Here is a 25,235-nt window from a genome sequence, read left to right as displayed (position 1 = left end):
ACCCTCAATAATCTAAAGTTTAGACTGAGACAAGCACAAAGGTAACATTTTAAGCATTTAGAATGCCTATTTTACGGGCAGATTTATAGGGAGCTTTTTCTTTGTATCGAATTAGAATCATTAATAGGTAAAAACTCTTGAGGTATCTTTTGATGTAGAGGCGGGGATTAGATACACATCTAGCTAACCATCCTAAATACAAGCGGTCTATCCAAGCTGGAATAGGCACTTGCTTACCTGTTTTGAAAGCGATAGCAGCGCCTGTACATATAATAGCAGGTTTAAACGACAGATTTTGGCGCAAATAAAGACCTAATTTTTCTTGTACTCCACCTCCAATATTTATTAGAATCCAATGTGGTTGATTGATCTCAACTAATTCAAGTAACTTATGATCATCAACCTGTTTTGAATAGATAGGTGCTGTGTACATGCAAGTGTCTGATATGCGGGCCCCTTTTTTATGTAGCAGCAGACGATTGGCCTCCCCCTCTTCGTTACTAGGGTTTACTAAGAAAATCTTTTTGGGACTTGTAGAAATATGTTGGAGGAAAAAGTTAATAAACTTTAACCCTGAGATTTTTTGGATTGGCTCTCTGCGCAAAATCCAGTTCCAAATTAATACCATATAGCCGCTGTCAGGAATGACAATATCAGAGTTGTACAGGGCATTATAATAGTCTTGCTCTTTGAGAATATCCGCTAAATTAGGAGCAGCAGGTGCGGTAAGTAATCCACCATGATTTTCAAGTTGCTTAAAGACATCTTCTACTTGTCCAGCAAAAAATCGAACACCTAAAATTGTTACGGTCGAAAAACTCATGACTACTGCTGGGCTTTTTTGTATAGCATATCTAATTGAGGAATGGGTCCAAAATGAACAGAAAAATCGCCGATTGGAGCCACTAAATTAAAACCTTGCTGTTTAAGAATGACGTTTATTGTTTCAAATGAAGGTTCATTCTTGTACATAGAAATAAAAGATGTCTCTAAAAGAATATAATCCACTTTTTGAAGAAAAGCATTCGCTCCTTCCAAAACATTCTTTTCGTAACCCTGAACGTCTAATTTTAAGAGCAATGGTCGCTCTAAAATAGTTGGGAAATTAAAGTCATCTAATCTGATAGAATCAACTTTAGTTTCTCGAAATTCCTTTGTTTTAGGCACTGTACTCTGTTGGTAATCGCTTACCTTGAGTGCAGAACTCGCGTGGGTATGTTTATTTTCAAAGAAAGCTATTTGTCCATTACTATGACCCAACGCGTTATTAAATGAAGTGATTGATGTAATTTTATTCGTATTTTTTTGAAGTTGTTGAAAACAAGCTGGTACAGGTTCAAAACAATAGATTTGAACGTTTGGGTAAAACCTATGGCTTGCAAGCGCATATTGTCCAATATTACTTCCTACATCAATAATTGTTTTCAAATGTGGAATGAGTTGAGATAAAGACTGGTTCAAACCAAATGAAGCAATAGACCTACTGTTGTTCATTAAGTAACCTATACCACCTTTAGGATGAAATAAAATGCGTATGAACGTAATTAAACGATACAAAAAAATAAAAATCATACTTTAAAATCTTTATAGCCTGTAACCTCAATGATAGCTTCCTCGATTGATATTTTCTTCCTAGAAGCTATGTGTTTGATTTCAACAATTTTGGAATCAACAAGGAATCTATACCAAAAACCCTGTAAAAAATGATAAATTAAGCCTTCTTTCCCATCTAAGAAACCTAACAAAAAAAAGTATCTATAAAAGAAATAGATACAACTTCGAATCAGTAGGAGCTTATTTTTATAAAAAAAACTTTTAAAAAAACGGTTTCTATAACTACTATTGCTGATGGATTTTTTTAAATCAGTAAATAACCCATTTGGTTCTCGTCTGGATTCGTTTATAAGTAATTCGATAGCTTCTCTCGTGGCATATTTATTATGTTTGTCAATAAACCAAGACAGGTTATTTAAATTATGGTCAATAAAATCATTCTTGAATATAATAGACTCTCCTTCTAGGAGTATAATATGTTCATCCATCCATTTTTGTTCAACAGTAGCTTTACCATTTCTCCAAATACGGAGTATGTAAAGAGGGTATCTATCTCCATGGCGTATCCATCTGTCCAAAAAATAATGCCTTCTTTTTAAAATAACACCATTGATATTACTATTCAATCCTGTAAGCCGCTCTTTAACTTCATTAATAAGTTCTAATGTAAAATATTCATCTGCGTCAATTCTAATAATCCATTCAGTTTGTATATCACAATTGTTTATAGCCCATTGAAGTTGTTGCGCTTGATTTATGAATTTATTTTGAAAAATTTTTGTATTAAACTTTTTTGCAATTTCAATGGTTTTGTCTGTTGAAAAAGAATCTATAATAAATAAAGAATTACTTATTTTACTAATATTAGTTAAACATCTTTCAAGGTGTATTTCTTCATTGAATGTTAAAATAATAACACTAATGTTTTTCATCATCTTATTACTTATTGTGTAAAATTAGGGACAAATAATAAGTTTGCAAAATTTGGTATTCTACTAGCAGATTCGATATTTTCAACTAATATATTATCTAGTATGTAGCAATTATGAGTAAATTTAAAACGATTAAAACATTCTTCTTTAGAAGGTTCTCGTACTTCAATAAACCAAGTAATAGGCTTAGTGATAATTTGGTCGCTTAATTGGGAAATTATCTTGCCTTCATACCCTTCAATATCCATTTTGACAAAGTTCGGTGTACCAAACTGTTCAATTAATGTACTGAATGTAATTGTGCTTATCTTTTGTTTTTCACTATTCTTAGAAGAAAATTCTTCAATAAAAGAGCTTTTACGACCACCCGTCAATTTGTCTTTATACAGAGTTTTTTCTTGTTCAACAGAATCTAATCCTTGATTAATAAGAATTAGATTTGTACAATTGTTTTTGTACTTATTAAGACTTAAAATAGCAAAATTGTCACAATCAGGTTCTAAAGAGATAACTTTGCCAGTTTCTCCAACAAAATGTGAAAATAAAAGTGCATACTGTCCAATATTTGCTCCGATGTCGAATACTAGATCCCCCTGAGATATGTATTCAGATATTTTATTCTGCAGATCAGATTCGTAATAGATTTTTTGTTTGCCAAGAAATGTTAAATGCTCAATTGGGTTATAATACATGACTGATGATGTATCTCTAAATGGTTTACCCAAAATAGTTGTAGTACCCCATTTTATTTTGAGCACGCCCCGAACCAATGTATCAATTAATGAGTATTTAGACATCCTTGAAATTTATATAGGTATTTAACCAAGGTTGAATATTTGTGTAAACATTTAACTCTTTATCTACCAATTTACGGGTTTGGGCAACGATGCTCTCATAATCCGCTGTCGGCATGGTAATTAATTTGTCAATAACTTGAGCGAGAGTTTCTGGTGAATTATCTACCCAGAAACCTGCTTCGTATGTATTTAAACTTTGCCAAGGGGTATAAATAGAAGCTACGACAGGGGTATATTGAGCCAACGCCTCTGCAGCCACCACCCCAAAATTTTCAGAGTAGGAAGGCATCAGCATACAATAAGCTTTAGCCAATAAATTTTGTTTTTCTTCTCCTGTTACAGATCCTAAGAAAGTCACTTTGGACTGCAAATGTAACTCTTTATGTAACTCAAAGATAGTTTTGCCATATTCATTTTCATAATCGCCTGCTATTTTGAGTATGAAATTGGAACTCATAAAATATTTTGACCTGCCAAGTGCATACAATAAATTCTCAATGCCTTTTTTTGGGTGAAAGCGCCCAATGAACAAGAAAAAATGTTCTTTGAGGGTGTTTACTGGATCTGGTAAGGCCATGTAATTCGTGATTTGAACAATTTTGGTATCAGATCCCAATCGTTTACGCGCAAATAGCGTTTCATCATCGCTAGTCGTATGAAAAACCGCTGATTTTGAGAAGAAAGCAAGGATAGCTAGAACAATTTTCTTGAGAATCCCTTTTTTGTGAAACTCAACATCATCTATAGAGCCTCTAGTTGACCAAATTATTTTTTTCTTGAAAAATAGGCAAATAAAGAAGCAAATGATACTCGGAGGGTAAAAAATTGAAGAGAGATGAACAATATCGGCCTGTCTAATTTCTTTCCAAAAACACTTTATCATTTCGGGAGCAAAGAAAATAAATGCTGTCTTTAGATAAATAACTTCGCCATAATCAGTAGATAGCCATTGGTTTTCGGGAACAAGACCAGGTTTCACACCATAAGTAGTGGTTATCGTTTTTATTTGAAGACGATTGGACGCGTATAAGCCCTTTAACAACCAATATAGCGAAATGCTTACCCCTCCAGACTCTCCTGGATAGAGTTGGCCAACCACGAAGAGAACTTTAGGGCTCATAATTTATTCTCACTTAAATAAGCTTCAAGAGTTACCAACGCCCAAATATGAAGCCAAGTAATACCTTGTTTATCATGTAAGAAATTATGCCATATTGTTTTAATTGATTGGTTTTCAAACAACTGACGGTGACTTAGCTGTTCAAGGTGTACTTCACAAAAATCCCTAATATCATTTCTGAGCCACTGTTTCCAAGGAAATGAAAACCCTTTTTTGGGTCGATAGATAATTTCATGTGGTAGCAGCTCCCCTAAAGCATTTACTAATAGACTTTTAGGGGTACTTGAGTGATATTTATATTTGTCAGGAACTTGAAGTATAAACTCAACAAACTGATAATCAAAGAAAGGTTCACGTACTTCTAGAGAAGAGGCCATACTCATTTGATCAGTATCTTTTAGTAAAACATCAAGCGTATAATGGGTAAGTTCAGAAATACTGTACTGACTAAGGGCTGGTTTAGAGTGTAATTGATTATTCTGGAAATCTATCCAAGAAGTGTTCCCATTATAATTAAACCCTAATTGTTGGAGCTCTCGTTTTAGAAAGGTGTTTCTATTATTACTGTAAAAGCTATATAAGTCCCATTCTGAACTTTGTAATAATTGGCTAATTTTATTCCATGACCGATTTCGAGGTAATAAAGGAGCGATAAGAGACCCTATGGGTTTTAGCCATTGGTAATTGATTTGATTAAACTTTTTGAAGCGTTTGAAACCATCATAACCAGCAAAAAGCTCATCTCCTCCCAATCCAGAAAGAGCAACCCTTGTTCCTGTAGAAGCTACTAATTTAGAAACAACGTATGTATTGAGTCCATCAGTGGTCGGGCTATCCATCGAACGAAAGAATTGAGGTAGCTCGTCTAAAAATTGGGATGGTTTTAATAATAACTCAGTATGTTTTGTATGATATTTTTGAGCTATAATTTGAGCATATTCAGATTCATCAAATTCTTTTTCGTTAAAGACAATACTGTAAGTCTCGATTGGGGTTTGTGATAGGGAAGCCATGGTGGCAACGACTGCAGAGGAGTCTATTCCTCCCGATAAAAATGCGCTTACAGGAACGTCAGAGACTAAACGGCTTTGAACGGCGTTTGTAAATAATCGTTTAGTCTCTAGAAGTGTGTCATTATAATTTAGATTTGAGAAAGGTGATTGTGGGGATTCTAATATAGACCAATATTGATTGATTTTGAAATTAATACCTGAAACCAGCCCCCAATGTCCAGGAGGCAGCTGCCAAACATTTTTAAAAAAAGTATGAGGTGTTCTTACAGATTGATAAATAAGAAAGTCTGAAACGGAATCAGGATTGAGAATAGGAGTAAAAAAATTGCCTGCAATTAAACTTCTTAGTTCTGATGAAAATGTAAAAATATTTTGATCGTAGTAATAATAAAAAGGTTTAACACCTAGTCTATCTCTAGCAAAAAACAACTCTTGTTTGAACGAATCCCAAATCGAAAACGCAAACATTCCGTTTAATTTTTGGAGACACGAAGGCCCCCAGTGTATGTAAGCGGCAAGAATAACCTCAGTATCAGAAGAGGTTTGCCATGGGTAAAAACTAAGCTCATCTTTGACGTGTTGATAGTTATATATCTCCCCGTTGAAAACAATGGTATATCGTTTACTTTGTTCAGTAAATGGTTGATTTGAAGCCTCGTTCAAATCAATGATTGATAATCTTCTATGCCCGAGGCCAAGGCCTTCTTCGAAAAATAGGCCTTCTGAATCTGGCCCTCGATGAGCTAATAGATTGGTTTGTTTCTTTACTGCGGAAACTATAAAATCTTTACTATAGTTTCCGCGAAAGGTAAGAGCTCCAGTTATTCCACACATGAATATTTAGATTTAAAAATTAACAGTTGAAAGAAGAATTTCTACTTCTTTCAATACCTCTTCTGGAGTAATTGATAAAATACACTTTTTATTTTCGTGCAAACAATGAATTAGACCACATCCGGAACAACTTGTTGAATGATAAATAACTTTATTGTTATTTTTTCTGGGAAACCATTGACCAGGTTTATTTCTACCTGAATAAATTCCAATAGAATGAGTGCCAACGCATGAAGCTAAATGTAACGGCCCACTATCGTGCCCAATGAATAAGTTTGCTCTTTTTATAATACAGGCAGATACTCTTACTTCAGTTAATCCACATAAGTTAAGACCTTCACCACCCCACACATCTAAACACTCATTTCCATTTAATATATCTTCAGGGCCTCCAACTATAATGAGTTTCCAACCTTTCAGCCTGCTTTTTAAAAGAGATAGTAAATATTTCCAGTTATTTATTCCCCAATCATTTGTGTTAAATTTTGTTCCAGTACAAATAGTAAGTAACGGGCCTTTGGCATAATTTTTAAGGAAAATTTTTGCTTTTTGATTTTCATTTTCAGTTAAAAATAATTCCCAGTTTTTTGAATTATTTAAATCTATATCCCCAATGAATTGCGTAAGTCTTTTCGTAAGCCTTTTAGCTTCCCATTCAAAACTAAAGTTTGATTCTGAATCTTTTTCTACTTTAAAATCACTTTCTTTTTTTGGTAACCCAATTATATTTTTTATGCCTAATAACTTGAAAAATATTGTATCTCTGAATACTGTTAATGGACTCCTTGCCTCTGTTAAATAAAATAATGTATCAATTTTTAGAACATATATCCTCTTTAAAAGTCTAAAAAAAACTATTGGATTTCGAAGGCCAATCGGGTATGTTATAATTCTATCATAAATTTTTGGACTAAGTATATTTGCTATCGGAGCTGCTGAACTAGAAACCGGGGCATTAGTAAGGATCGTTATTTCTGAGTTAGGGAAGGTTTCAATGATTTTGTTAAAACAAGGGAGGGCTATGATTGTATCTCCTAGACTACCTAAACGATAAATTAATATTTTATCTTTCATATTTTTTGAAATTGAAAATTTTTAAAATAATAGATATAAATATTGCAAAAAAAATACTTCTGATGTATATAAAATACTCACTGAAAGACTCTTCAAAGGCGTTTAAAGAAAGAATAAATGTTTGAGTCCAGAATACTATGCCTGTAAATGAGTCGAATAAGTGTATTATATATTCTAATGAGATATAGAAAAATAGATAAATGAACAATAAATAAACAAATATTCCCCAATATCCAAAATCAGTAAGACCTTGCAAAATAATGGTATCACCTATGTCTGTATAGTCAAATAGCGAATTAAAATGCTGTGAATAAAGAGCTTCATTTACTTTTATTAAATCTTTTTTGATAAAAAAGCTACCTGGAAGGCTATTGTAAAAAGTATTTATTATGCCTTTTCCATTGAGTAAAGTTAAATTATGGCTCTCTAAATTGCTTAAAAAGCGAGCAATTGGTAAATGACTTGAAAACGGCCTTATAGCAGCATACTGAGCGCTAATATCTTTAAAAAAATCATCATCAATTGTATTTGTATAATACAAAATATCATCGATGTTAGTGGATAAAAAGGAAAGATTATTTAATCCAATGAACCTTAATTTTTGAAATATATTTACAAAACTAAATAAGGTAACTGAATAAAATAAGTATAAAAATAGATTTTTTGTATTTATTTTTATAAAGTTCCAGTGATTAATAGAAGATAAAAAAATTAAAATTCCAATGATTAAACTCCTTTTGTTCATAAAGAAAAGCCAGAATAATTCAATTAAAATAATCAAAATCCAAATCTTGGTATTTTTTTTGATTTTTATGAATAGCCCAGAAACGAACGGTACGATGTAAAAATATGGGTAAACGATTGATAAAACTGGGTTTATTCCGTCTTCTAATTCGTCATCACTGACACCACCAAGTGTAAAACTTCCATTTAAAGTAAAATATATTTGAAGAAATACGAGAAATATACATAAGTAAAAATAGAAGTTGTAGTTATTTAATAAGTTTATTTTTAATTTTTTTTGAAAATTGTAGATTTTTGTGCTGAATATAAACCCTATGAAGATAAATGAGGTACCTAGAAAACACAATAGTACTTGTGCAATCAGAATATTTGTGTTGTTTATGCCTTCTTCATTACACCATTGTTCCCAGTTTGAGGCAATCGCTGACACATTCAAAAAAACTGAAATGGGGCCTATACTATTATATAATAAAGTTATAATTCCCCCTAGAAAGAAGGGATTATAACGATATTTTGTATTTTCTATAATTTTATTTGCAAATAAAATTATAGAAAATACAACTTGAATAAAGCTAAATAAAAATATAGCAATCATAATTAAAAAAGAGCTCTTTTTCCCGTGACCACACTTTTACTTTCTATGTATGATGCTAGAAATTGGAAAAATTCAATTGAAAGTATTAAAATAGCAAAAATTAGTAAAGAACCTTGGGAAAACAAATAAAGCAAAATAAATAAACATATAGAACTAAAAAAATAAAATAAACCAATATTTTTATTTTGATTTGTTGAAGATAAAATACTATAACAACAATTGTTTAAAGTACTAAAAAAAGAAGATAAGCACAGCACTCCAAAGAACTTCTCTTCGACTTTTATTTCATTTTTCGTCCAAATAGAAATTATTTCTGAGCCAAAAATAAAAAGGGAAAAAGTTAAAATAGCGCTCAATATAAAAGTAATAAAAAGTACTTTGTAGAAAAGAGTTGAAGCTTTTTTGTATTCTTTTTTTGATAACTTATAAGTGTAATCAACAACAAAAGAAGAGTAAAAAATACTAGACAGTGATTTTCCTGCGTTAGTTAATGTACGGGAGGTTGAAAAAATAATTAACTGACTACTTCCTAAATATTTGCCTATTAATAAAATAGGACCTTGAATGAAAAGACTTTGCCCCAATAAAGCTATCATATAATGAAATGATACAGGTAATAATTTTATACTATGACTTAAATGACTTTGAAAGCCAAATTTGTACCATTTATATCTTTTTGATAAAGTGTTGATGGTAAATAGCAGGAAACATACTTTTATAAGTACAAAGCTGATTGAAACTATTACTATATCTTTTGTTAAAATGAGTAATACTGTAGAAGTAATAGCTTCAATTAATTGTTGAATAGATAATGAGTTTTGAAATAAATCTAAACGCTCTTCGGCCTTAAAGATACCTTGAGAGAGTCCTAAAATAGGAGAGAGAAAAATGTTAATAGATAAAAACAGAAGACAATAATTAATTTCGTTACCTTCAAAATAGCTAACATTAAGTATTCCTTTCCAATCAAATAAAAAAATGGCTATTCCTATTAATATAGAACCAATTAATGAGATTATTAAAAAAAGCTTGTTCGCACTTTTATAGAGCTCTAATGCTTCTCCATAGTTTGATTGAGCCACGAGAGAACATATTTTAGTAGTAACAGTAACATTAACTCCTAAATCACTTGCAGAAAGATACGCAGGAATACTTGTCAGTAATAACCATTCACCATATAAATTTTTGCCAAAATATTTTAGAAGAATTGGGATTGTTACCAGCTGAATAATGATTGTTAAAGAACGATTATAAATGGCCGAAAAAATATTTTTCAGCCATTTTGAGTATTGATTAGCAATTTTTATTAATTGGGAGTACAATTTCATTTATTTTATTGCCATTAAAGCCACGTGTGAAGCCTGGGTATAAAGGTTTTTTCCCCCTTTTTTCGTATTAACAGTGTAAATATTTCTACTGTTATTTTTAATGAAATTGTAGTTGTTGAAAACGGAATAAGAATAATATAAACCATCTCCTTCTGATATTTCGTACATTTTTCCTGCTGTTTTTACATATCTATAAAAATGCCACAAACCTAAAAAATTGATAAATTGCTTAAATAAGCGGGCAGTTTTGCTGCCTTCTCCAAAATTGTTACAATCAGATATAAAAATACTGTGTTTTGCTACACGCAGCATTTCTTTAACACAATTTTCTGGATTAGGTACATGGTGTAATACTCCAAATTCACACACTAAATCGAATGAATTCTCTTTAAAGTTGATATTATTAGCATCACCGTCTATTAATATTTGCTGATTAATGCCTTTAGAATGACCAATTTCACGTAATTTTTGAACAGGTTCGATGCCAACTATTTTGACATGAGGGTGTTCGTTTTGAATAAATTGAATAGTGCGACCAGTGCCTGCTCCAACGTCTAAAATTGATTTTATATCATACAACCTAATAAAAGATGATAAAAAGGACATGGCAATATCGTGCTCCCCCTTTTCTAAAAGGTGACTGTTGTCATAGTTTTCGGCGGTAGTTTTATAATATTCTGCTTGTATTTCTGCTGCGCTCTTCATTAGTTACGAATTTATATTATTTGTTTAATAAAATGCGAGTACCTATTTCCATAATCGCTCCATGAGAGGTTATTAGAAGCACTTCTAGCTGCATAATCTTGCATTTGCCTGAGCTTGTCTCGATTTTGATACATATGTAGAATCTTTTCTTGTATTGAGATGTGGTCTCTAATAGGAACAATAAAGCCAGATTTACCCTCTTTTATTACATCAGGGCCACCAGAATTAGGAGTTGTTATGACAGGGATGCCACATATTAGCATCTGATTAATAACCATTCCGAATCCGTCTTCAATTGTAGGAAAAACTCCTAAATCACATTGGTTTAAATAATTATTGAGTTCATAGTGATTAAGGTGCCCGTAATGTTTCCAGTTATTTTCTACATACTTATTGTAGAGACTTTTAATCTCTTCATCAATACCTCCAATAAACCAGACCTCATATTCGCTTTTAGGAATCTTTAGGTTTTTTAATGCTTGGAATAGATAAATTACTCCTTTCCGTACGCTGAGAGCACCAAAATACAAGATACGTAATTTTTGATTCTGACGCGGGAAATACTGAAAATGCTCGCCAGCACCATAAGGGTTCAAAATAAGTTTTTTTTCAGGTATCCCGAATTGCAAAAATGTTTTTTTTACAAACGTGGAGGGTATGGAAATATAATCAGCCTCTTCGTATTCTTTTAACTCTTTATTAACAATTTTAGGGTCTGTATATTGAGTTTTGTTTAGAATTAACTGATATTCTTCGGCAATCAAATTGTTTTGAAAACTCATATGAGATGACCCACGTTCAAGTATAGTTACTATATTTTTTTGTTGGGATGCTTTGATACTTCTCAGTGACATACTACTCCAGCCTATAAAAACTTTTGTTTCGTTACCTTTTAGGAGATTTTTACTGACCTGAAAATCAAATAAATCATTGATTTGATAGGTATATTTAGGGTATAACTTCAATAAAAAAGCAATATGAGGATAAGTTTTAATTCTTTCTACAGAAATATCTTCCTTATCTTTTCTATGATGTAGCTTATTTAAGTAGGTGTTTTTTTGAGAGTGAAATGAAGTATGAATAGTTTCTAATAAACCGTGTTTATCTAATTCATTAGCTAAAAAGAAAGCGTGAAATTTTGTTGAACAAGCTATCGAAACCATGTTTTAATCCCTTTTTATTGCAACATGTGAAAGAACCTCCTTACATATGTCTTCATTTCCTAGTTTTAACTCTATCACTTTCTTTTGCCCCGCTTTCCTAATTTTATCTCTTCTGTCGGCATCTTGAAGTAATTTATGGCATATTTCTATACATTCTTCGGCTGTTGACCAAAATACAGCTTCTTCGCCTTCTTTATACAAGGCTAAATGTTCGGTTGTTCTCTCTGCACAGAAAAGCCCTCCAGCATATGGGATTTCCATTGAACGAGTTGTATGTAAATCTCGATTCCCTTTCGATAATAGTCCTAGGTTAACTTTTGCACCCGCTATTGCATTAACATAGTTCTCTCCAAACAAGGCGGATCCTTTATAGTATGGCTTTAACTTTTGCCACTGAGGTGACTTAGACCAGTTATCTCCCCAAATAGAAACATTTATCCCTTGGTTAATTAATTCTAGGAGGAATAGATCACGCTTTTCGTGCCGAATCCAAGTTCCAATAAAAGCTACGTCAGATTTGAAATAATCTGGAATCGGTTTTACTGGGGGTTTGTGGACTACTTCATCATAAGACCGATATACTTTTATTGCGTTTTGTGCATTTAACTTGATTAAATCCTGCAAAGTGGGTTCTCGTACTGTTACAATTAAGTCGTATTTTGACAATGCTTTAAGAAAACTTTTAAAGCGTCCATGATCTCGATTACCAGTGGGGTCGTCTGTATTATATAGGATAACCTTACCCCCCAAGCTCTTTAGATGTGTTACAGCCTCCAACCCAAATAGCTCTCCGTTATCTACCCAAATCACGTCACTCTGAAAACTGCTGTAATTTTTACGAATCCAATTTACTACCTTATTTTGCAAAAACTTATAGCCACTATAATAGTGAAAACGCCCGATAATTGGATGGTTCAGGGTGCTCGCTAAAGTTTCATAAGGGTCACAAATTACTACATTATGACCGAGTCTTTGTAGTGATGTGTAGCGATGGTATGAGGTTTGGGACGGATGAGAATTACCAATATATGTTATATTCATTTGCCTACTTTATCAAAAGTCTTGTAGAAAATATAATACAAGAGACTATTGGTTAGACTGCAAATATAGAAAATGTTTCAGTTTTTGGGAAATGTGTGAAATTTGAAATATGCATCATGCTTATGTATTGGGTAGCTGAATATCGATGGGTACTGTGCGAATTAGATTTAATCTGTCTATTTTTGTGGCTATTCCATTTTGTAAAGTGAAAAATATATGTTCAGAATTGTACAAAGATTGTTAGAATGGCTTACCCGATTTTGTAAAGGTGTTGAAGTTTTTGGCTTACTTGGAGCTTTTAAGGTACTTATCTTATCGAATAGGCGTAGAAAATATCATACAAAACCCAATGTAAGAGGTGTTAAATTAATGGGTAAGCATGACTTTTGGTTCAGAGGAGCAATAGATAGTGGTGTCATGACTCATTTCTACGAACAGAATTATTTTATAGACATAAATGGAGGAGAGCCAATCAAGACCATACTTGATGCAGGGGCAAACATAGGCGACGAAACGACTCGTTTTTACTTATTTTATCCAAATGCGGTCATCTTGGCTATTGAAGCTGAAACAAAAAATTATGAAGTTTTATATCAGAATTTCAAAAAAACTACAAACGTTAAGACGATTCACGGAGCTCTCTGGTGGGAGCCTGGACTTGTACAAATTGGGAATAAATTGGGCGATTTAGCTGAAAGTTACTCGATTCAATCAACTCCAGATACAGCTTCCTCTGAAGTAAGAGCATATTCGGTGCCCGAGTTAATGGAGTTCATGAAATGGGAATCAATTGATATTTTGAAAATTGATATAGAGGGGGCTGAGTATGAACTGTTTCGTCATAGTACGTTTCAATGGATATCGAAGGTCAAGTGCCTGATTTTTGAAGTGCCTGATAGTGATCGACCTACTACAACGCAGGTTATTTATAAAGCCTTGGGAGACATTCCTTTTCGAACATATATTTGTGGGGAAAACCTAGTTCTTATTAGAGAAGATATACCATGGCAATTGAGAAAAGTACAAGGATTCTCAGACGCGATGCTCTATGAAACTAAAAAGTAATTTGTTTAAAATAGGAAAGATAAACCCCGTGAGTATTGGGTAGCCAATCTCCAGTGTCTCTAGCCAGCTTCAAATTTATAGCCGCATTTGACCTCATTTTTCTTTCAAAAGTTACATACATAGATGTTTGAGGTATTACTTGCTGATAGGAACCATCGGTATTTTGATAAAGAGATTGCCGAGTGTGGCTTATTTTTATCTGAAGGATGTTTTGTCTGCGGTAACTTATCCGTGCGCCTAAATAATATACCTGAAAACTGTTGCCGTTTATTTGTTGATAGTTACGATTTTCGTATTTTCCTTTGACATCAAACCAACGTGCTTGAGTGGCATCACGCAAACTCATAAAGGGAGTCCCTATTACTTGTCCTTGATACGTCCATCCGTCCATGTATTGAGAATTATTGAAGTAGTCATCGTTAAGATACCCCCACTGAGGGGTTAAACGAAGATTTTGTCTAAGTGTACTGAGGTATTCAAGGCTTATTTGATCAAACTTTAGCTGTTTAGAGGTGCGCTTGTTTGTCCATGAGATACCGTATTGGCCATCTGGAAGATTATATTTAAAAACGGCCTCCGTTTCAGCAGGTCTTTGGTAATATAAGAGGAGTTTATGGTGGGCTGTTTGCCACTGTAGCCCTAGATTAAGTACCCCTAGGTGGTTTCCAATTCGATTAACAGAATCGTAAGAGCTAATGTTGGGTATTTTGGGTGTATTTTTGGCTATAAATACGTATCCAAAATCACGTAACGAATGCGGAAGTGAGCCGTCGGGCTGAGTTCGATTGAGGCCAATTAGTAGAGGTGCTTTCCCCCCCCACTGGGCAAAATGAAAAAAACCACCGTATAATGCAAAACGGTTATGGACTTTTCCGATACGCAATAAAATACTTTTCTGATGTAAATAATAGCCCGAAGCAAACTTCCCTTTTCCAAACCAACCATGCGCAATGGTTGCTTGGAGTGCGACTGCCCCACCTAGAAACTTTGGAGATATAAACCCGTTGGTGCCAAGGTGAATTTTGGGAATAGGAAGTGCGTTTCCTGACCAGATAAAAGAGCCAGCGCCCGCCAATGTATCACCGATACCAAATACTTCCTTGCGGCGTCCAATGTAAATATCAAGATATTTGTTTTGAAAAGTACCATTGAATACTGGTACTTGGCTTGATGCAATAGCGAGCGTATTGATAATGCCTTCGGCGTTTATCTGCCAGCCTTTCCCGAAACGTATGTGCGTGCCAGTCTTAATTAGTCCCGCAAATGATGTATCGGGTATGCTTCCATATTGGTTACTCTTAATCCAAAATGGCGTAGTAGTACCAGTTGATGCAGTTGTTATTAGTTCCCCATAGAAGAACGAACGTTTGGTGTTTGTTGTATCTTTCTGGGCATTGCCATCAACGGAGAATACTAAACACAAAAATAGGGTAATAACATATCGAATATAGAGAAAAAGAGGAATGTCCTTAATATACATAATAATAAACGCAAAGTTCTCGTTGGCTATGATGGCGGGGCACAGGTAGGATACTTGTGAGACCTACTAGAACAAAACTACTAAGATAAATATTGTTTTGGGGGAAAATTAAAAATATTTATTTGTGAAGCAATGAACGATGGTGCTAAAACCTTTTGATAAATTTTAGAAGAAAAGCCCTACCTTATATATTAGAACATCGGGGTTAGATTACTATATTTGCGGGCAAGCCAATAATACACATACATAATAGATATATGCGACGTCAATTACGCCAGTGTCCCCAGTTTAGTTTGTTGGTAGGGACAATGCTACTCATCAGTGCATTGAGTGCTCAAGCTCAGGGTATTAAATTTCAAACAACTTCATTTTCAACCGCACTCGAAACCGCGAGAAGGGCTAACAAGATTTTATTCGTTGAGATATACCTCAACGGCTGTCCTCACTGTGCAGCCTTAGCGCCCGTTTTGGAAGAAAAAAAAGTAGGGGATTTTTTTAATGCCAATTTCATAAGTATGAAACTTGAGGCCAACTCAGAAGACTCGAAAGTAATCCAAACTCAGAAAGGAATTACTTATGTCGAATTTCCCTTGTTTTTGTTTTTTGATCCCGCCTCAGGTAGCCTGATTCATCAAGCTCCCCCCATGGAGCGCCCTAACCGGGTCGAATTTATTGAAGAAGTTCTAAGACATGGTTCGGATGTTCTTGATCCAGGCAAGCGCAGTAGCGCTTATGCCGAACGATATGCAAAGGGAGACCGTGATTTTGTATTTTTGGTGAACTATGCTAAATATGCAAAAGCTACAAAAAACAAAGAAAGGCTAGAGCTGCTGAACCGCGATATCGCGAAAGCTCTTGCTAAACCTAGTGATGCCGAAGGGAAAACGGGTTTTTATATTTTACAAAACCTCATTAATGACATAACCAATCCGTTGGCTGATTATTTTTTCAAAAATTTGGCAAAGTATCAGTCCAAATATCCAGCCAAAGAGGTAAAAGACGCGGGCGAACTGATTCTATTCTTGACGATGTATGAAAGTACGCGGGCAGCAAAGCTCACCCCTCAAGAAATTGCCAACATTCGTGAACGTTTTCTTCAACTGGGAGTGCCAGCCAAGATGGCCAATAGCCGTACCTTATTAAAAGAGCTTGAAGCTTACTTCCGCCAGAAAGAAACTGCTAAAGCAACCGCGCGTCTTAATCAGTATGCAAAAACGGGCTATATGGTGTTTGCTGACTACGCGTATCTGGTTAAATATTTTAATGAAAAAGCCACCGATAATTCGTACGTCTCCTCGGTAAGCTCTTGGGTGACCAATGGCGTGAAATTATTAAAACCTAATGAAAAAAATACCAAAGAAGTGGCTGATTTGTACGCAGAACAGGCCAAGGCTTTGTTGAAAGTGGGCAATAAACAAGAAGCAAAAAAAGCAGCCCAAAAGGCAGTAGAAATAGGAACGACTGCTAAAACGGACACAAGTGGCTACCGCTCGTTACTAGCAAGTATTAAATAACTCATCCTCTGTTGGCTGACAAGAATCATTAAAAAAAACTTAAAAATAGCGATTAACTTTTTTTTGTTTTGTAGAGACTTATCGTATTTTTGTGAGTCACAGTAAGTGAGGTTTGTTTTGCTCTGTCTTGTACGTGTATCAAAACCTTAAATTATGTTAAACAATTCAAAGACTATAACCCCCAAAAACAAAGGAACCCCTAGCTGACCTTACACCCTGTAAGCTCTTGCGAGTGGGAGTGCTCGGTAAGGCTATTAGAAAAAACTATGGACTACCCCCCCAAGTAGTCATCATTAAAACAATCCAAACGCTTTCCATGGGGAGAAAGCTTAAAACAAATCCAAATGAAACCAATCAAATTTTTACTCTCACTCTGTGCGGTATTGATGGTGGCAGTAGGAGCAATGGCCCAGATTTCGAGTATTTCGGCCCCCACAGGCGTTCCCGCCAGTGTGTGTGGTGGAAGTACGATTACGCTTGCGTCAGCCCCTACCATTGTTGAAAATCCCGCGGGTTCGTGTGTTGGTCAAGCGCTTCAATTGGTCGCTATTAACTTAGCTGACAATTCTGACTTGGCTACAGGCTCGGCAGGTACTGTAGGTTCACCAACTGGTGGAACTTTAACATTGCCAGCAACCGCATCACCATCAACCGCAAACATTGCTCTTCGCTATCGCGTAACAGGTGGTGTTTGTACTTTCAATGCAGGTACTCTTAGTTCTAACATTGCATGGACTAATAATACACTCACTGTGCCTAATCTTGGAGGATTAAGTGTTTCTCCTAATCCTGTATGTGAAGGAGCTCCGATTACTGTTTCTGGTATTTCTTGTGCTACTGGTAATCCTGTAATTTATACTAGCCAAACAGGTTCTACCACAATTACTTCTCCTTTTCCAGCGGTTGCAGGTTATACGTACTATGCAGCTTGTGTAGATGGAGCATGTGTTAGTCCTCGCGTAGCATTACCGTCATCAACGGTTAATCCACTTTCATTGCCATCGGGACAATTGAATTTGGTACAAAGCTGTGTTGGTGCTTCACCAGCTGCACCAACGATTGGCTTTACATGTTCAAACAGCGGTACAGCGATTTTGGTAGATGCTACGACAGGCTTGGAATTGACACCTGCTAGCTTTACTACAGGTACTACTTACCAAGTAGGTGGTGGCTGTAAAACGGCAGGAGGCTGTATTACACCAGTAGCAAACTTGGTGAACGTACAACCTTATACAGCGACTTCAACTCCACTTGCTCCAACAGCTGTTGGAGTTAGCAAAGTTGGTGGAACATCGGCTACAACAGCAACAGTGTGCCCAGAGGCTCCATTGCAATTCTACGGAACATGTAATGCTGGCCAATTGAAAATTGTAGGTCCTAGCCCTGCAACTACAATGGTACTTCAAGGAAGCAAAGCATCTGCTACTCCAGCAACATACACATATGCTTTGACATGCATTACTGTTAATGGTTGTGAAGGCGCTTCGGAAACGGTTACTGTTATTGTTCAAGCGTTACCAGCAGCTCCAACAACAACTGCACTTACAGCTTCTGTATGCCAAGGTGGTCAAGTGTCAGTGACAACTAACGGATGTGCTTCTGGAGAAACATTGAAGTTCTATACAACAGCTACAGGTTCTGCAGAGACGTTCTTCAAAGACCAAAATGGTGCTGGTACAAACCCAACATCTGGTATTATGCCAGAGGCTGGTACGTTTAAATTCTACCCAGCTTGCGTTAGTGCAATTGGTTGCGAAGGTCCACGCAATACTACAGGCGTTACAGTTACGGTGACTGCTCGTCCAGGTAAGCCAAGCTTTACTGCTGCTACGCCAATCGCTCCAATGGTTGTGTGTGCTAACACAAGCGCAGGTCAGCCATTACAAAATAACTTGACTTGTAGCAATTCAACTCAATTGTTGGTTTGGCTTAAAGGTGGTGTTCAGGTATCACAACCAAATACACAACCAGCTGAGACAACTACTTGGAAAGTTGTTTGTAAGAGCACAGGTTCTGATGGTTGCGTGAGTGATACAACTACGGTGGTTTACACAGTTAATCCTCGTGGTACAAATCCAACAGGAGTATCTTTGACTGCCGCAGGTACAACTGTAAATGCAGGTGGAAATGCTACTATTTGTAGCTCTGACGCTAGTACTCCTATTACATTTACTGGATGTCCAGCTGGCGAAACACTTTGGTATCGCGCAGGCGGCGGAGAATACATGAACTCTACAGTAACGCCAGCTACTCAAGCAGTAGGTACTACTGTATTCTATAGTATTAAGTGTCAATTAGGTGATTGTTTCAGTGCTAATGAGTCAACGCCAATGCAATTGACAATCAATAAGAAGCCTTCATTTAAGCCAGTTGCAACATTGACTCCTGGTAATGTATGTGCAACGGCTCCTGCTTCTACTCCATTTGGAGGTAGTTCAACCTGTGGTGAGTTTGCAACAGTATGGTTTGAAGTAACTGCTGGTGGAGATGTTGAATTGGCATCATTGCCATCAACTATCCCTGCGACGGCTAAAACTTACTACGCTAAATGTAAAGACAAGAATGCGCCTGCTAACGCTACTTGCTACAGCGAGAAGAGTGATAACGTAACATTCAATATCATTCCTAATGCTACTGCTCCTGTCATCACTTCAATTGGTGGAACAGAAGTATGTACTGGTGTAAACGTAACGCTTACAACAAACTGCCCATCAGGATCAGTAGTTAAGTGGAGCACAGGTGCTGAAGGAAATGCTTTGGCATTGGTATCAGATGTACCACAAGTACGTGCCGTAACTGCGAAGTGTGTAACTACTGTAGGAAGCACTACATGTGAGTCTCCAGTGAGTGCTACAACTACTGTAGTTTGGAAAACATTCGATATTACAATTATCAATATCGGTTCTCCATTGTCAGGTGTTAAACCTGGTTCAAACGTACCAAAATCTGCTTGGGCAGCTAACTTTGTAACAGTTGACGCAGGTCCATCATTGCAAAGCAGCTCACAAGGTAATCCTTCAGTATTCTTTACTGAGAATCCTAACAAAGGAGCGGATCGTTTCTGGACTGTACACGTTGAGTCATGTGCTTTGGGAACAGCAGGTGCTATTTCTTACGATATGTTAGTGACACCAGAAGCTGGTGTACCATACTCGTACAACACTGTTGAAAACAACGCACCATACTTGATGTATGCTAACCGTGATGGTTTCACTGAATTGTATGCGCACAACCACGGAGCTTATGGTTTCACAAGTGAGCCTAAGTACACGCAAGGATTGCCAAAAGGTTTGTATAAATTGAGCATCCGTTACTGGAGCGAAAAAGGTATGGGTCTTTATCCAGCCGTACGTACAGCTCAAGGTACACAATTGGCATACCAAGAATACTGGTTCCGTATCCAATCACAAAATGGTATCGGTTCAGGTGCAGCTCGTGAGGGCGTAACTGAGAATACTGAAGCTCCATTTGTGACAATGGGTCAAAACCCAGTAACTCGTACATTGTCATTGACAATCAACGGTGCTAAAGGTCAAGATGTGAAGTTGAACTTGGTTGACGCCTCTGGCCGTTCTATCAAAGTTTCTTCGGTAACTCCTGAAACTAACACTCACCGTGAAGAAATCGACATGACTAGCCAAAATACTGGTATGTACTTCATCCAAGTTAGCACTCCATCTAAGCGTGCTGCTTTGAAAGTATTGAAAGTATCTCAAGACTAATCCTCGAGACGATTCATACGAACGAAAGCCCTGCAACTGCGGGGCTTTCTGTTTTATCGCTTGTAAACTATCCGAAACGCCACTACCTTTGTAGGGGCGTTTTTAGTGAAAGGCCAGTTATTAAACCTATTGAAATTCATGCGTTTTAGAAAGTATTGTTGGGTATCCCTTCTGTTTTTAATATGTCATTTCTCTTATTCACAGGCCCTGCCAGCGGCTGACGAAGTGACCGATGCACAATTGGAAGAATTTATAAAAGTGGCCCAGAGTAAGGGCTTATCACAAGCCGAATTAGAAGCTGGGGCATTGGCCAGAGGTTATAGTGAAGCGGATGTCGCGAAAATTCGGGCTAGAATTAACACCCTAAAAATAAAAACTGAAAGTTCTACTCCTACGAATGTGAATAACACCGTTCGTCAGCAACAGGGTCAGGTTTCAGAAAAAACACCAACGCCCGTAGGCAACGACCAAGAAGTTGGCAAAAAGAAGGATGTGTTCGGTGCGCAACTATTCTCTAATAAATCGTTGTCGTTTGAGCCAAACTTACGATTACCAACTCCTAAAGATTATATTTTAGGTCCAGATGATGAACTCAGAATAGACATTACTGGATATGCTTATCAGCATTACGATGCAAGGGTCTCGCCTGAAGGTACGATTAAACTAGAAAGCTTGAGCCCATTGTCGGTTAACGGTTTGTCAATAGAACAAGCAAAGAGTAAAATTATTGAACGCCTAAAAATCCTCTACGCAGGACTTAGAAATGGAACGTTAAACGTGGATGTGACTTTGGGAAATGTGAGGAGTATAAAAGTAACAGTCATTGGTGAGGCCACTAATCCTGGAACATACACTGTTTCTTCATTAGCGACGGCATTCCATGCACTTTATTTATGCAGCGGCCCTAATGGAAATGGTTCAATGCGCGAAATACAAATACTTAGAAATAATAAAGTCATTCAAAAGGTTGACTTATACGAGTTTTTGATGAAAGGTACACTAGCCGAAAATATCAACTTGAGAGACCAAGACGTGATTTTGATACCGATAGCAGCTAAAAAGGCAGAGATAGAAGGAGAAGTCAAAAGAAGTGGGACGTTTGAATTGAAGACCAATGAAAATTTTGGTGAGTTATTACGTTATGCAGGAGGTTATACCGAACAATCGTATCAGGCGTCGGTGAATGTGTATCGTAACACGGCCAAAGAAAGACAATTGATAACATTTGACCCAATCGCTCAAAGTCAATTTAGTCTTCAAAATGGAGATAAATTAGTGGTTGGGACGATTTTAAATCGTTTTGAAAATAAAGTAGAAGTTATTGGTGCTGTTTTTCGGCCTGGAGAATTTGCTTTGAGTGATGATATTAAGACGGTCAAACAACTGATTAAAAAAGCAGAAGGATTGCGGGAAGATGCATTCCGTAACAGGGCGGTATTAAAGAGAAAACGCGAAAATTTAGACCCAGAATTGATTCAAATTAATTTAGATCAATTGTTTAAAAATGAGGGTGACGATATTCTACTCAAAAGAGAAGACGTGTTAGTAATTAAGTCAATTGCAGAAACTCGTCAGGCACAGACGGTAGGTATTCAGGGGGCGGTAAATAGCGGGGGAGTGTTTGATTTTGCTGAAAAAATGACCTTACAAGATTTAATTTTGTTGGCGGGAGGTTTTACGGATGGAGCTACTGGAAAAGGAATAGAGTTGTCGCGTCGATTATACAATGATGAAACAAAAAGTGAAACAGTAGAAGTGACGAAGTACGATATTTCAAAGGAGCTTAGTGAGGTTTCTAGTATTGTATTAAAGCCTTATGACGAGGTGATTGTTCGTAGTTTACCCAACTACTTGGCTCAACAAGCGGTAAGTATCAAAGGGCAGGTATTGTACCCTAGTACGTACGTAATCGCAAGTCGGGAAGAACGAATTAGTAATTTGATTGAACGGGCGGGTGGTTTTCGTCAAGAAGCTTATTTGCCTGGTATTCAGTTTTTTAGAAATGGACGCTTAATCGCCATGGATATCACCCAGATTTTGAAGAACCCGAAACATTCCAATAACCTGTTGCTTGCGCCTGGAGATGAGCTTATCGTACCTAAAATTCCCGAAACGGTTACCGTGAGTGGGCAAGTGTTTAATCCAAATGTAATAGCTTTTAACCCTACGTTTAGTTTTAAAAGTTACATTACACAAGCAGGGGGATTTACAGATAGTGCCCACACTGCGAAGGTATATGCGATTTATTCAAATGGATTTACAGCCCGAACTAAGAAATTTCTGGGGATGAAGTTCTATCCCAAAGTTGAACGAGGTATGCAAGTGTTTGTACCTACTCGTCCTAGAAAAAATCGTCTAAATTCAGCAGAGCGCTTATCCTTGTTTACAGGTTTGACATCGGCTACGGTATTGATTATCACTTTAATTAGAACCTTAAATTAGTACTTGGTTAATGAAAGACGAAGAATATTTGGACGAGAAAGAGTTAAAAGCACCCATAAATTTAGGGGAGCTCTGGCGTATAGTTTGGAAGGAAAAGTGGATTGTGATTCTATTTGGGCTTTTAACCACACTCGGTGGGGGGTATTATGCGTTTACGGCTCAAGAGGAATTTGAGTCTCAGGGTAAAATTTTGCCAGAAATACCACCATCTGCAACGGGCTCATTAGGAAGTTTGGCAGGGGCACTAGGGCTAAGTGGTATTGATTTAAAAAATGCTACCGAAGCAATTCGGCCAGATTTATACCCAGAAGTGCTTAAAAGCACGACCTTTTATTTGGACTTAATGAAACAACCCGTGGTAACTCGAACAAATCAAAAATTGACATTCGAGGAGTTTTATCACCGAGTAGTAGAAGAAAATGAGGAAATAGATACTACTTTATTAAAGAAGTTCAATGTGGAGGCCAAAGGATTTTATGTATTGAATCGCATAAATGAGAACCGTATCAAAGATTTGAGGAAGCGAATATTTAGTACGTATGATCGTAAAGCAGGAGTAATTAGTATCAATGTTAAGTTGCCTGATCCTGTAGTTGCGGCTACTGTGGCTAAATTTTCAATGGACTATTTGACAGAATATGTAATTAATTACCGTACTCAAAAAAATAGAAGAGAAGTGGACTTTTTGGCAGAACGCTTGAATGTAGCGAGGGGAAAGTATTATTCAAACCAGGAGAAAAAAGCGCAATATAGCGATCAATTTCAAGCACCTACGATTCGGTTGCAAGCGGCCGATGTTCAACGAGAGCGGATTCAAGCAGAATACAATACGTCGTCTAACTTTTATAATTCTTTGTTGACAAAATACGAGGAGGCGAAGATTAAGCTCCATCAAGAAACTCCAGTTATTAAAGTACTAGAACCACCTACAGCTCCTACCCGTAAATCGGAGCCTAGGAGAAGTGTAATTATCGCAATATCAGGCTTAGTAGGTGGTTTCTTGGGCATACTAATAGCGCTAATCCGAAAGAAAAACTACAAGCAAGTATTTAACTGATAGTAAAAGTAAGTTACCAAACGGGGTATTTTCATCAAAATGAAAGTACCCCGTTTACTTTTTCCAACCAAATCGCCCGACCCGTACAGCTCCAGTGGGTATCGCTTAGGCTGTAAACGGTGGTTGGTCGTTGGGAGTAGGGTGTCCAGACGTCGATAAATGGAACTTGTAGGGTCGAATCACGTTGAACGCGCTCAATGAGGTGGTTGTAAGGTCCCAAGTCGGATGCGACAATGCTTGTTTTGTTAGGAATGATAGAGAGATATACTTCATCAAACCCAAGCGATTTGTAATAATCACGGGTCTGATTGACCTGCTTAATGAGTGTTTTTAGCTCTTTGTCTGGTAATAGCTTAAAAGACGACGTAATACGGCTAGAGTCGGTATCCCAGACGAACAGCAACTGTGTTTTATCGGGAGACAAAGCCACTTGGTCGTTGTGACGTCCAAACCATTGAAGATTTAGGTTGGCTTTCCACTCTTTCAAGGTCAGAAAAATATCGCCAGAAAAAAGAAAACTAGCCAAAGACTCTTCGCTTTCTTTTAACGTTTCTTCAAAACTCTGATATACTTCAGCCACCCAATTTTCAAACGAAAATCCGCTTACTTTTGGTTGTTTGGGGCCAATGGTAAAATTACGTACTTCTACCGCAAAGTGCTCCCGAAAATGCCGTTCTACCGTTTGAAGAACCAAGATATTTCGTCGTGAAGTATCAAGTTGAATTGTTTCTACTTCGTTCCAGTGGATGCGGGTGTAAGCTCCAACGTTGAAATCTTGTTTCCCAACGCGCTGATGCTCCGTAAAACTATCCCCAATGATGTATAAAGCCGTGGAATCGGTTGGGGAGTCGAAGCGTGGGGCGTTGTTACAAGGTAGCTGTTCTTGTTTGAATTGGGGCAAATTGGACAAACGATACAAATCCCCATAACGGTAAGAATCTTTCGTTAAACCCCATTCAAAAGCTGTTTTACGAAACGTAGGAACGCAGCCTACGACCCAAAGCAATGCCCCAATAAATAGGAGTAAGTATTTTAAAAAAATCTTCATAAATTCG

At 36.6% G+C, this 25,235-nt stretch carries 19 protein-coding genes; 5 read left to right on the top strand and 14 right to left on the bottom strand.

Annotated features, from left to right (window positions below; genetic code table 11):
* Positions 1–49: 49 nt before the first annotated feature.
* The 12 genes from K339_RS0100630 to K339_RS32210 are packed head-to-tail and all read right to left on the bottom strand — an operon-like array spanning position 50 to position 12,900.
* Positions 50–823: a WecB/TagA/CpsF family glycosyltransferase gene (locus K339_RS0100630; protein ID WP_028521868.1), complete on the bottom strand. Its 774-nt coding sequence runs from the start codon at positions 821–823 to the stop codon at positions 50–52.
* A 2-nt stretch (positions 824–825) separates the two neighbouring features.
* Positions 826–1,572 carry an FkbM family methyltransferase gene (locus tag K339_RS0100625; protein WP_028521867.1) on the bottom strand — a complete coding sequence of 249 codons (747 nt, stop codon included), beginning with the start codon at positions 1,570–1,572 and terminating at the stop codon, positions 826–828.
* Positions 1,569–2,489, bottom strand: a complete 921-nt coding sequence (locus K339_RS32220) for a glycosyltransferase family 2 protein (RefSeq protein WP_064750933.1) — start codon at positions 2,487–2,489, stop codon at positions 1,569–1,571. Before K339_RS32220 ends, K339_RS0100625 begins: the two co-directional genes overlap by 4 nt.
* 8 nt (positions 2,490–2,497) lie before the next feature.
* Entirely contained in the window at positions 2,498–3,283 is a 786-nt protein-coding gene (locus K339_RS0100615; protein ID WP_028521866.1) for an FkbM family methyltransferase, read from the bottom strand.
* Positions 3,276–4,403, bottom strand: coding sequence for a glycosyltransferase (locus tag K339_RS0100610; protein WP_028521865.1), 1,128 nt, complete (start codon positions 4,401–4,403; stop codon positions 3,276–3,278). The genes K339_RS0100615 and K339_RS0100610 overlap by 8 nt, the downstream gene beginning before the upstream one ends.
* Entirely contained in the window at positions 4,400–6,250 is a 1,851-nt protein-coding gene (gene asnB, locus K339_RS0100605) for an asparagine synthase (glutamine-hydrolyzing) (protein WP_028521864.1), read from the bottom strand. Before asnB ends, K339_RS0100610 begins: the two co-directional genes overlap by 4 nt.
* A gap of 12 nt (positions 6,251–6,262) precedes the next feature.
* A complete protein-coding gene (locus K339_RS32215; protein ID WP_051397712.1) occupies positions 6,263–7,324 on the bottom strand; it encodes a glycosyltransferase family 9 protein in 1,062 nt (353 codons plus the stop codon).
* Positions 7,314–8,663: a hypothetical protein gene (locus tag K339_RS0100595; protein ID WP_028521863.1), complete on the bottom strand. Its 1,350-nt coding sequence runs from the start codon at positions 8,661–8,663 to the stop codon at positions 7,314–7,316. Before K339_RS0100595 ends, K339_RS32215 begins: the two co-directional genes overlap by 11 nt.
* A gap of 2 nt (positions 8,664–8,665) precedes the next feature.
* Positions 8,666–9,991 (bottom strand): lipopolysaccharide biosynthesis protein, encoded by a 1,326-nt coding sequence (locus tag K339_RS0100590; protein WP_028521862.1) that lies wholly within the window; start codon positions 9,989–9,991, stop codon positions 8,666–8,668.
* A complete protein-coding gene (locus K339_RS0100585) occupies positions 9,992–10,696 on the bottom strand; it encodes a class I SAM-dependent methyltransferase (protein ID WP_028521861.1) in 705 nt (234 codons plus the stop codon). It lies immediately after the preceding gene.
* 11 nt (positions 10,697–10,707) lie between these two features.
* Entirely contained in the window at positions 10,708–11,859 is a 1,152-nt protein-coding gene (locus K339_RS0100580; protein WP_028521860.1) for a glycosyltransferase family 4 protein, read from the bottom strand.
* 3 nt (positions 11,860–11,862) lie between these two features.
* Complete coding sequence (locus K339_RS32210; protein WP_051397711.1) at positions 11,863–12,900, bottom strand: CgeB family protein; 1,038 nt, start codon at positions 12,898–12,900, stop codon at positions 11,863–11,865.
* A 216-nt stretch (positions 12,901–13,116) separates the two neighbouring features.
* Between K339_RS32210 and K339_RS0100570 the strand changes: the two genes are divergently transcribed.
* Positions 13,117–13,965, top strand: a complete 849-nt coding sequence (locus K339_RS0100570) for an FkbM family methyltransferase (RefSeq protein WP_028521859.1) — start codon at positions 13,117–13,119, stop codon at positions 13,963–13,965.
* On the opposite strand, the gene K339_RS0100565 is transcribed toward K339_RS0100570, so the two are convergent.
* On the bottom strand, positions 13,955–15,445 hold the full coding sequence (locus tag K339_RS0100565) for a capsule assembly Wzi family protein (protein ID WP_028521858.1): 1,491 nt from the start codon (positions 15,443–15,445) through the stop codon (positions 13,955–13,957). The genes K339_RS0100570 and K339_RS0100565 overlap by 11 nt on opposite strands.
* Before the next feature lie 257 nt (positions 15,446–15,702).
* Between K339_RS0100565 and K339_RS0100560 the strand changes: the two genes are divergently transcribed.
* The 4 genes from K339_RS0100560 (at position 15,703) to K339_RS0100545 (ending at position 24,180) form a co-directional block, all read left to right on the top strand.
* A complete protein-coding gene (locus K339_RS0100560) occupies positions 15,703–16,959 on the top strand; it encodes a thioredoxin family protein (RefSeq protein WP_028521857.1) in 1,257 nt (418 codons plus the stop codon).
* Between the two features lie 344 nt (positions 16,960–17,303).
* Positions 17,304–20,681, top strand: coding sequence for a T9SS type A sorting domain-containing protein (locus K339_RS0100555; RefSeq protein WP_028521856.1), 3,378 nt, complete (start codon positions 17,304–17,306; stop codon positions 20,679–20,681).
* 138 nt (positions 20,682–20,819) lie between these two features.
* Positions 20,820–23,123: an SLBB domain-containing protein gene (locus K339_RS0100550; protein ID WP_028521855.1), complete on the top strand. Its 2,304-nt coding sequence runs from the start codon at positions 20,820–20,822 to the stop codon at positions 23,121–23,123.
* A 10-nt stretch (positions 23,124–23,133) separates the two neighbouring features.
* The gene (locus K339_RS0100545; protein ID WP_028521854.1) at positions 23,134–24,180 is read left to right on the top strand and encodes a Wzz/FepE/Etk N-terminal domain-containing protein; all 1,047 of its coding nucleotides are present in this window, start codon (positions 23,134–23,136) and stop codon (positions 24,178–24,180) included.
* Positions 24,181–24,214: 34 nt separating this feature from the next.
* On the opposite strand, the gene K339_RS0100540 is transcribed toward K339_RS0100545, so the two are convergent.
* Positions 24,215–25,228, bottom strand: a complete 1,014-nt coding sequence (locus K339_RS0100540; protein WP_028521853.1) for an alginate O-acetyltransferase AlgX-related protein — start codon at positions 25,226–25,228, stop codon at positions 24,215–24,217.
* Positions 25,229–25,235: the final 7 nt, after the last annotated feature.

Origin of the sequence: Runella limosa DSM 17973, from assembly GCF_000482465.1 — a bacterium.
In the GTDB taxonomy this organism is placed as follows: domain Bacteria; phylum Bacteroidota; class Bacteroidia; order Cytophagales; family Spirosomataceae; genus Runella; species Runella limosa.
The sequence above is the reverse complement of the archived record's forward strand: the minus strand, read 5'-3'. Positions and strand labels throughout refer to the sequence as shown.

Bases quoted from the DNA above. Each gene is read 5' to 3' on its own strand.
- K339_RS0100630 (WP_028521868.1), bottom strand. From the start codon at position 823: ATGAGTTTTTCGACCGTAACAATTTTAGGTGTTCGATTTTTTGCTGGA.
- K339_RS0100625 (WP_028521867.1), bottom strand. From the start codon at position 1,572: ATGATTTTTATTTTTTTGTATCGTTTAATTACGTTCATACGCATTTTA.
- K339_RS32220 (WP_064750933.1), bottom strand. From the start codon at position 2,489: ATGATGAAAAACATTAGTGTTATTATTTTAACATTCAATGAAGAAATA.
- K339_RS0100615 (WP_028521866.1), bottom strand. From the start codon at position 3,283: ATGTCTAAATACTCATTAATTGATACATTGGTTCGGGGCGTGCTCAAA.
- K339_RS0100610 (WP_028521865.1), bottom strand. From the start codon at position 4,403: ATGAGCCCTAAAGTTCTCTTCGTGGTTGGCCAACTCTATCCAGGAGAG.
- asnB (WP_028521864.1), bottom strand. From the start codon at position 6,250: ATGTGTGGAATAACTGGAGCTCTTACCTTTCGCGGAAACTATAGTAAA.
- K339_RS32215 (WP_051397712.1), bottom strand. From the start codon at position 7,324: ATGAAAGATAAAATATTAATTTATCGTTTAGGTAGTCTAGGAGATACA.
- K339_RS0100595 (WP_028521863.1), bottom strand. From the start codon at position 8,663: ATGATTGCTATATTTTTATTTAGCTTTATTCAAGTTGTATTTTCTATA.
- K339_RS0100590 (WP_028521862.1), bottom strand. From the start codon at position 9,991: ATGAAATTGTACTCCCAATTAATAAAAATTGCTAATCAATACTCAAAA.
- K339_RS0100585 (WP_028521861.1), bottom strand. From the start codon at position 10,696: ATGAAGAGCGCAGCAGAAATACAAGCAGAATATTATAAAACTACCGCC.
- K339_RS0100580 (WP_028521860.1), bottom strand. From the start codon at position 11,859: ATGGTTTCGATAGCTTGTTCAACAAAATTTCACGCTTTCTTTTTAGCT.
- K339_RS32210 (WP_051397711.1), bottom strand. From the start codon at position 12,900: ATGAATATAACATATATTGGTAATTCTCATCCGTCCCAAACCTCATAC.
- K339_RS0100570 (WP_028521859.1), top strand. From the start codon at position 13,117: ATGTTCAGAATTGTACAAAGATTGTTAGAATGGCTTACCCGATTTTGT.
- K339_RS0100565 (WP_028521858.1), bottom strand. From the start codon at position 15,445: ATGTATATTAAGGACATTCCTCTTTTTCTCTATATTCGATATGTTATT.
- K339_RS0100560 (WP_028521857.1), top strand. From the start codon at position 15,703: ATGCGACGTCAATTACGCCAGTGTCCCCAGTTTAGTTTGTTGGTAGGG.
- K339_RS0100555 (WP_028521856.1), top strand. From the start codon at position 17,304: ATGAAACCAATCAAATTTTTACTCTCACTCTGTGCGGTATTGATGGTG.
- K339_RS0100550 (WP_028521855.1), top strand. From the start codon at position 20,820: ATGCGTTTTAGAAAGTATTGTTGGGTATCCCTTCTGTTTTTAATATGT.
- K339_RS0100545 (WP_028521854.1), top strand. From the start codon at position 23,134: ATGAAAGACGAAGAATATTTGGACGAGAAAGAGTTAAAAGCACCCATA.
- K339_RS0100540 (WP_028521853.1), bottom strand. From the start codon at position 25,228: ATGAAGATTTTTTTAAAATACTTACTCCTATTTATTGGGGCATTGCTT.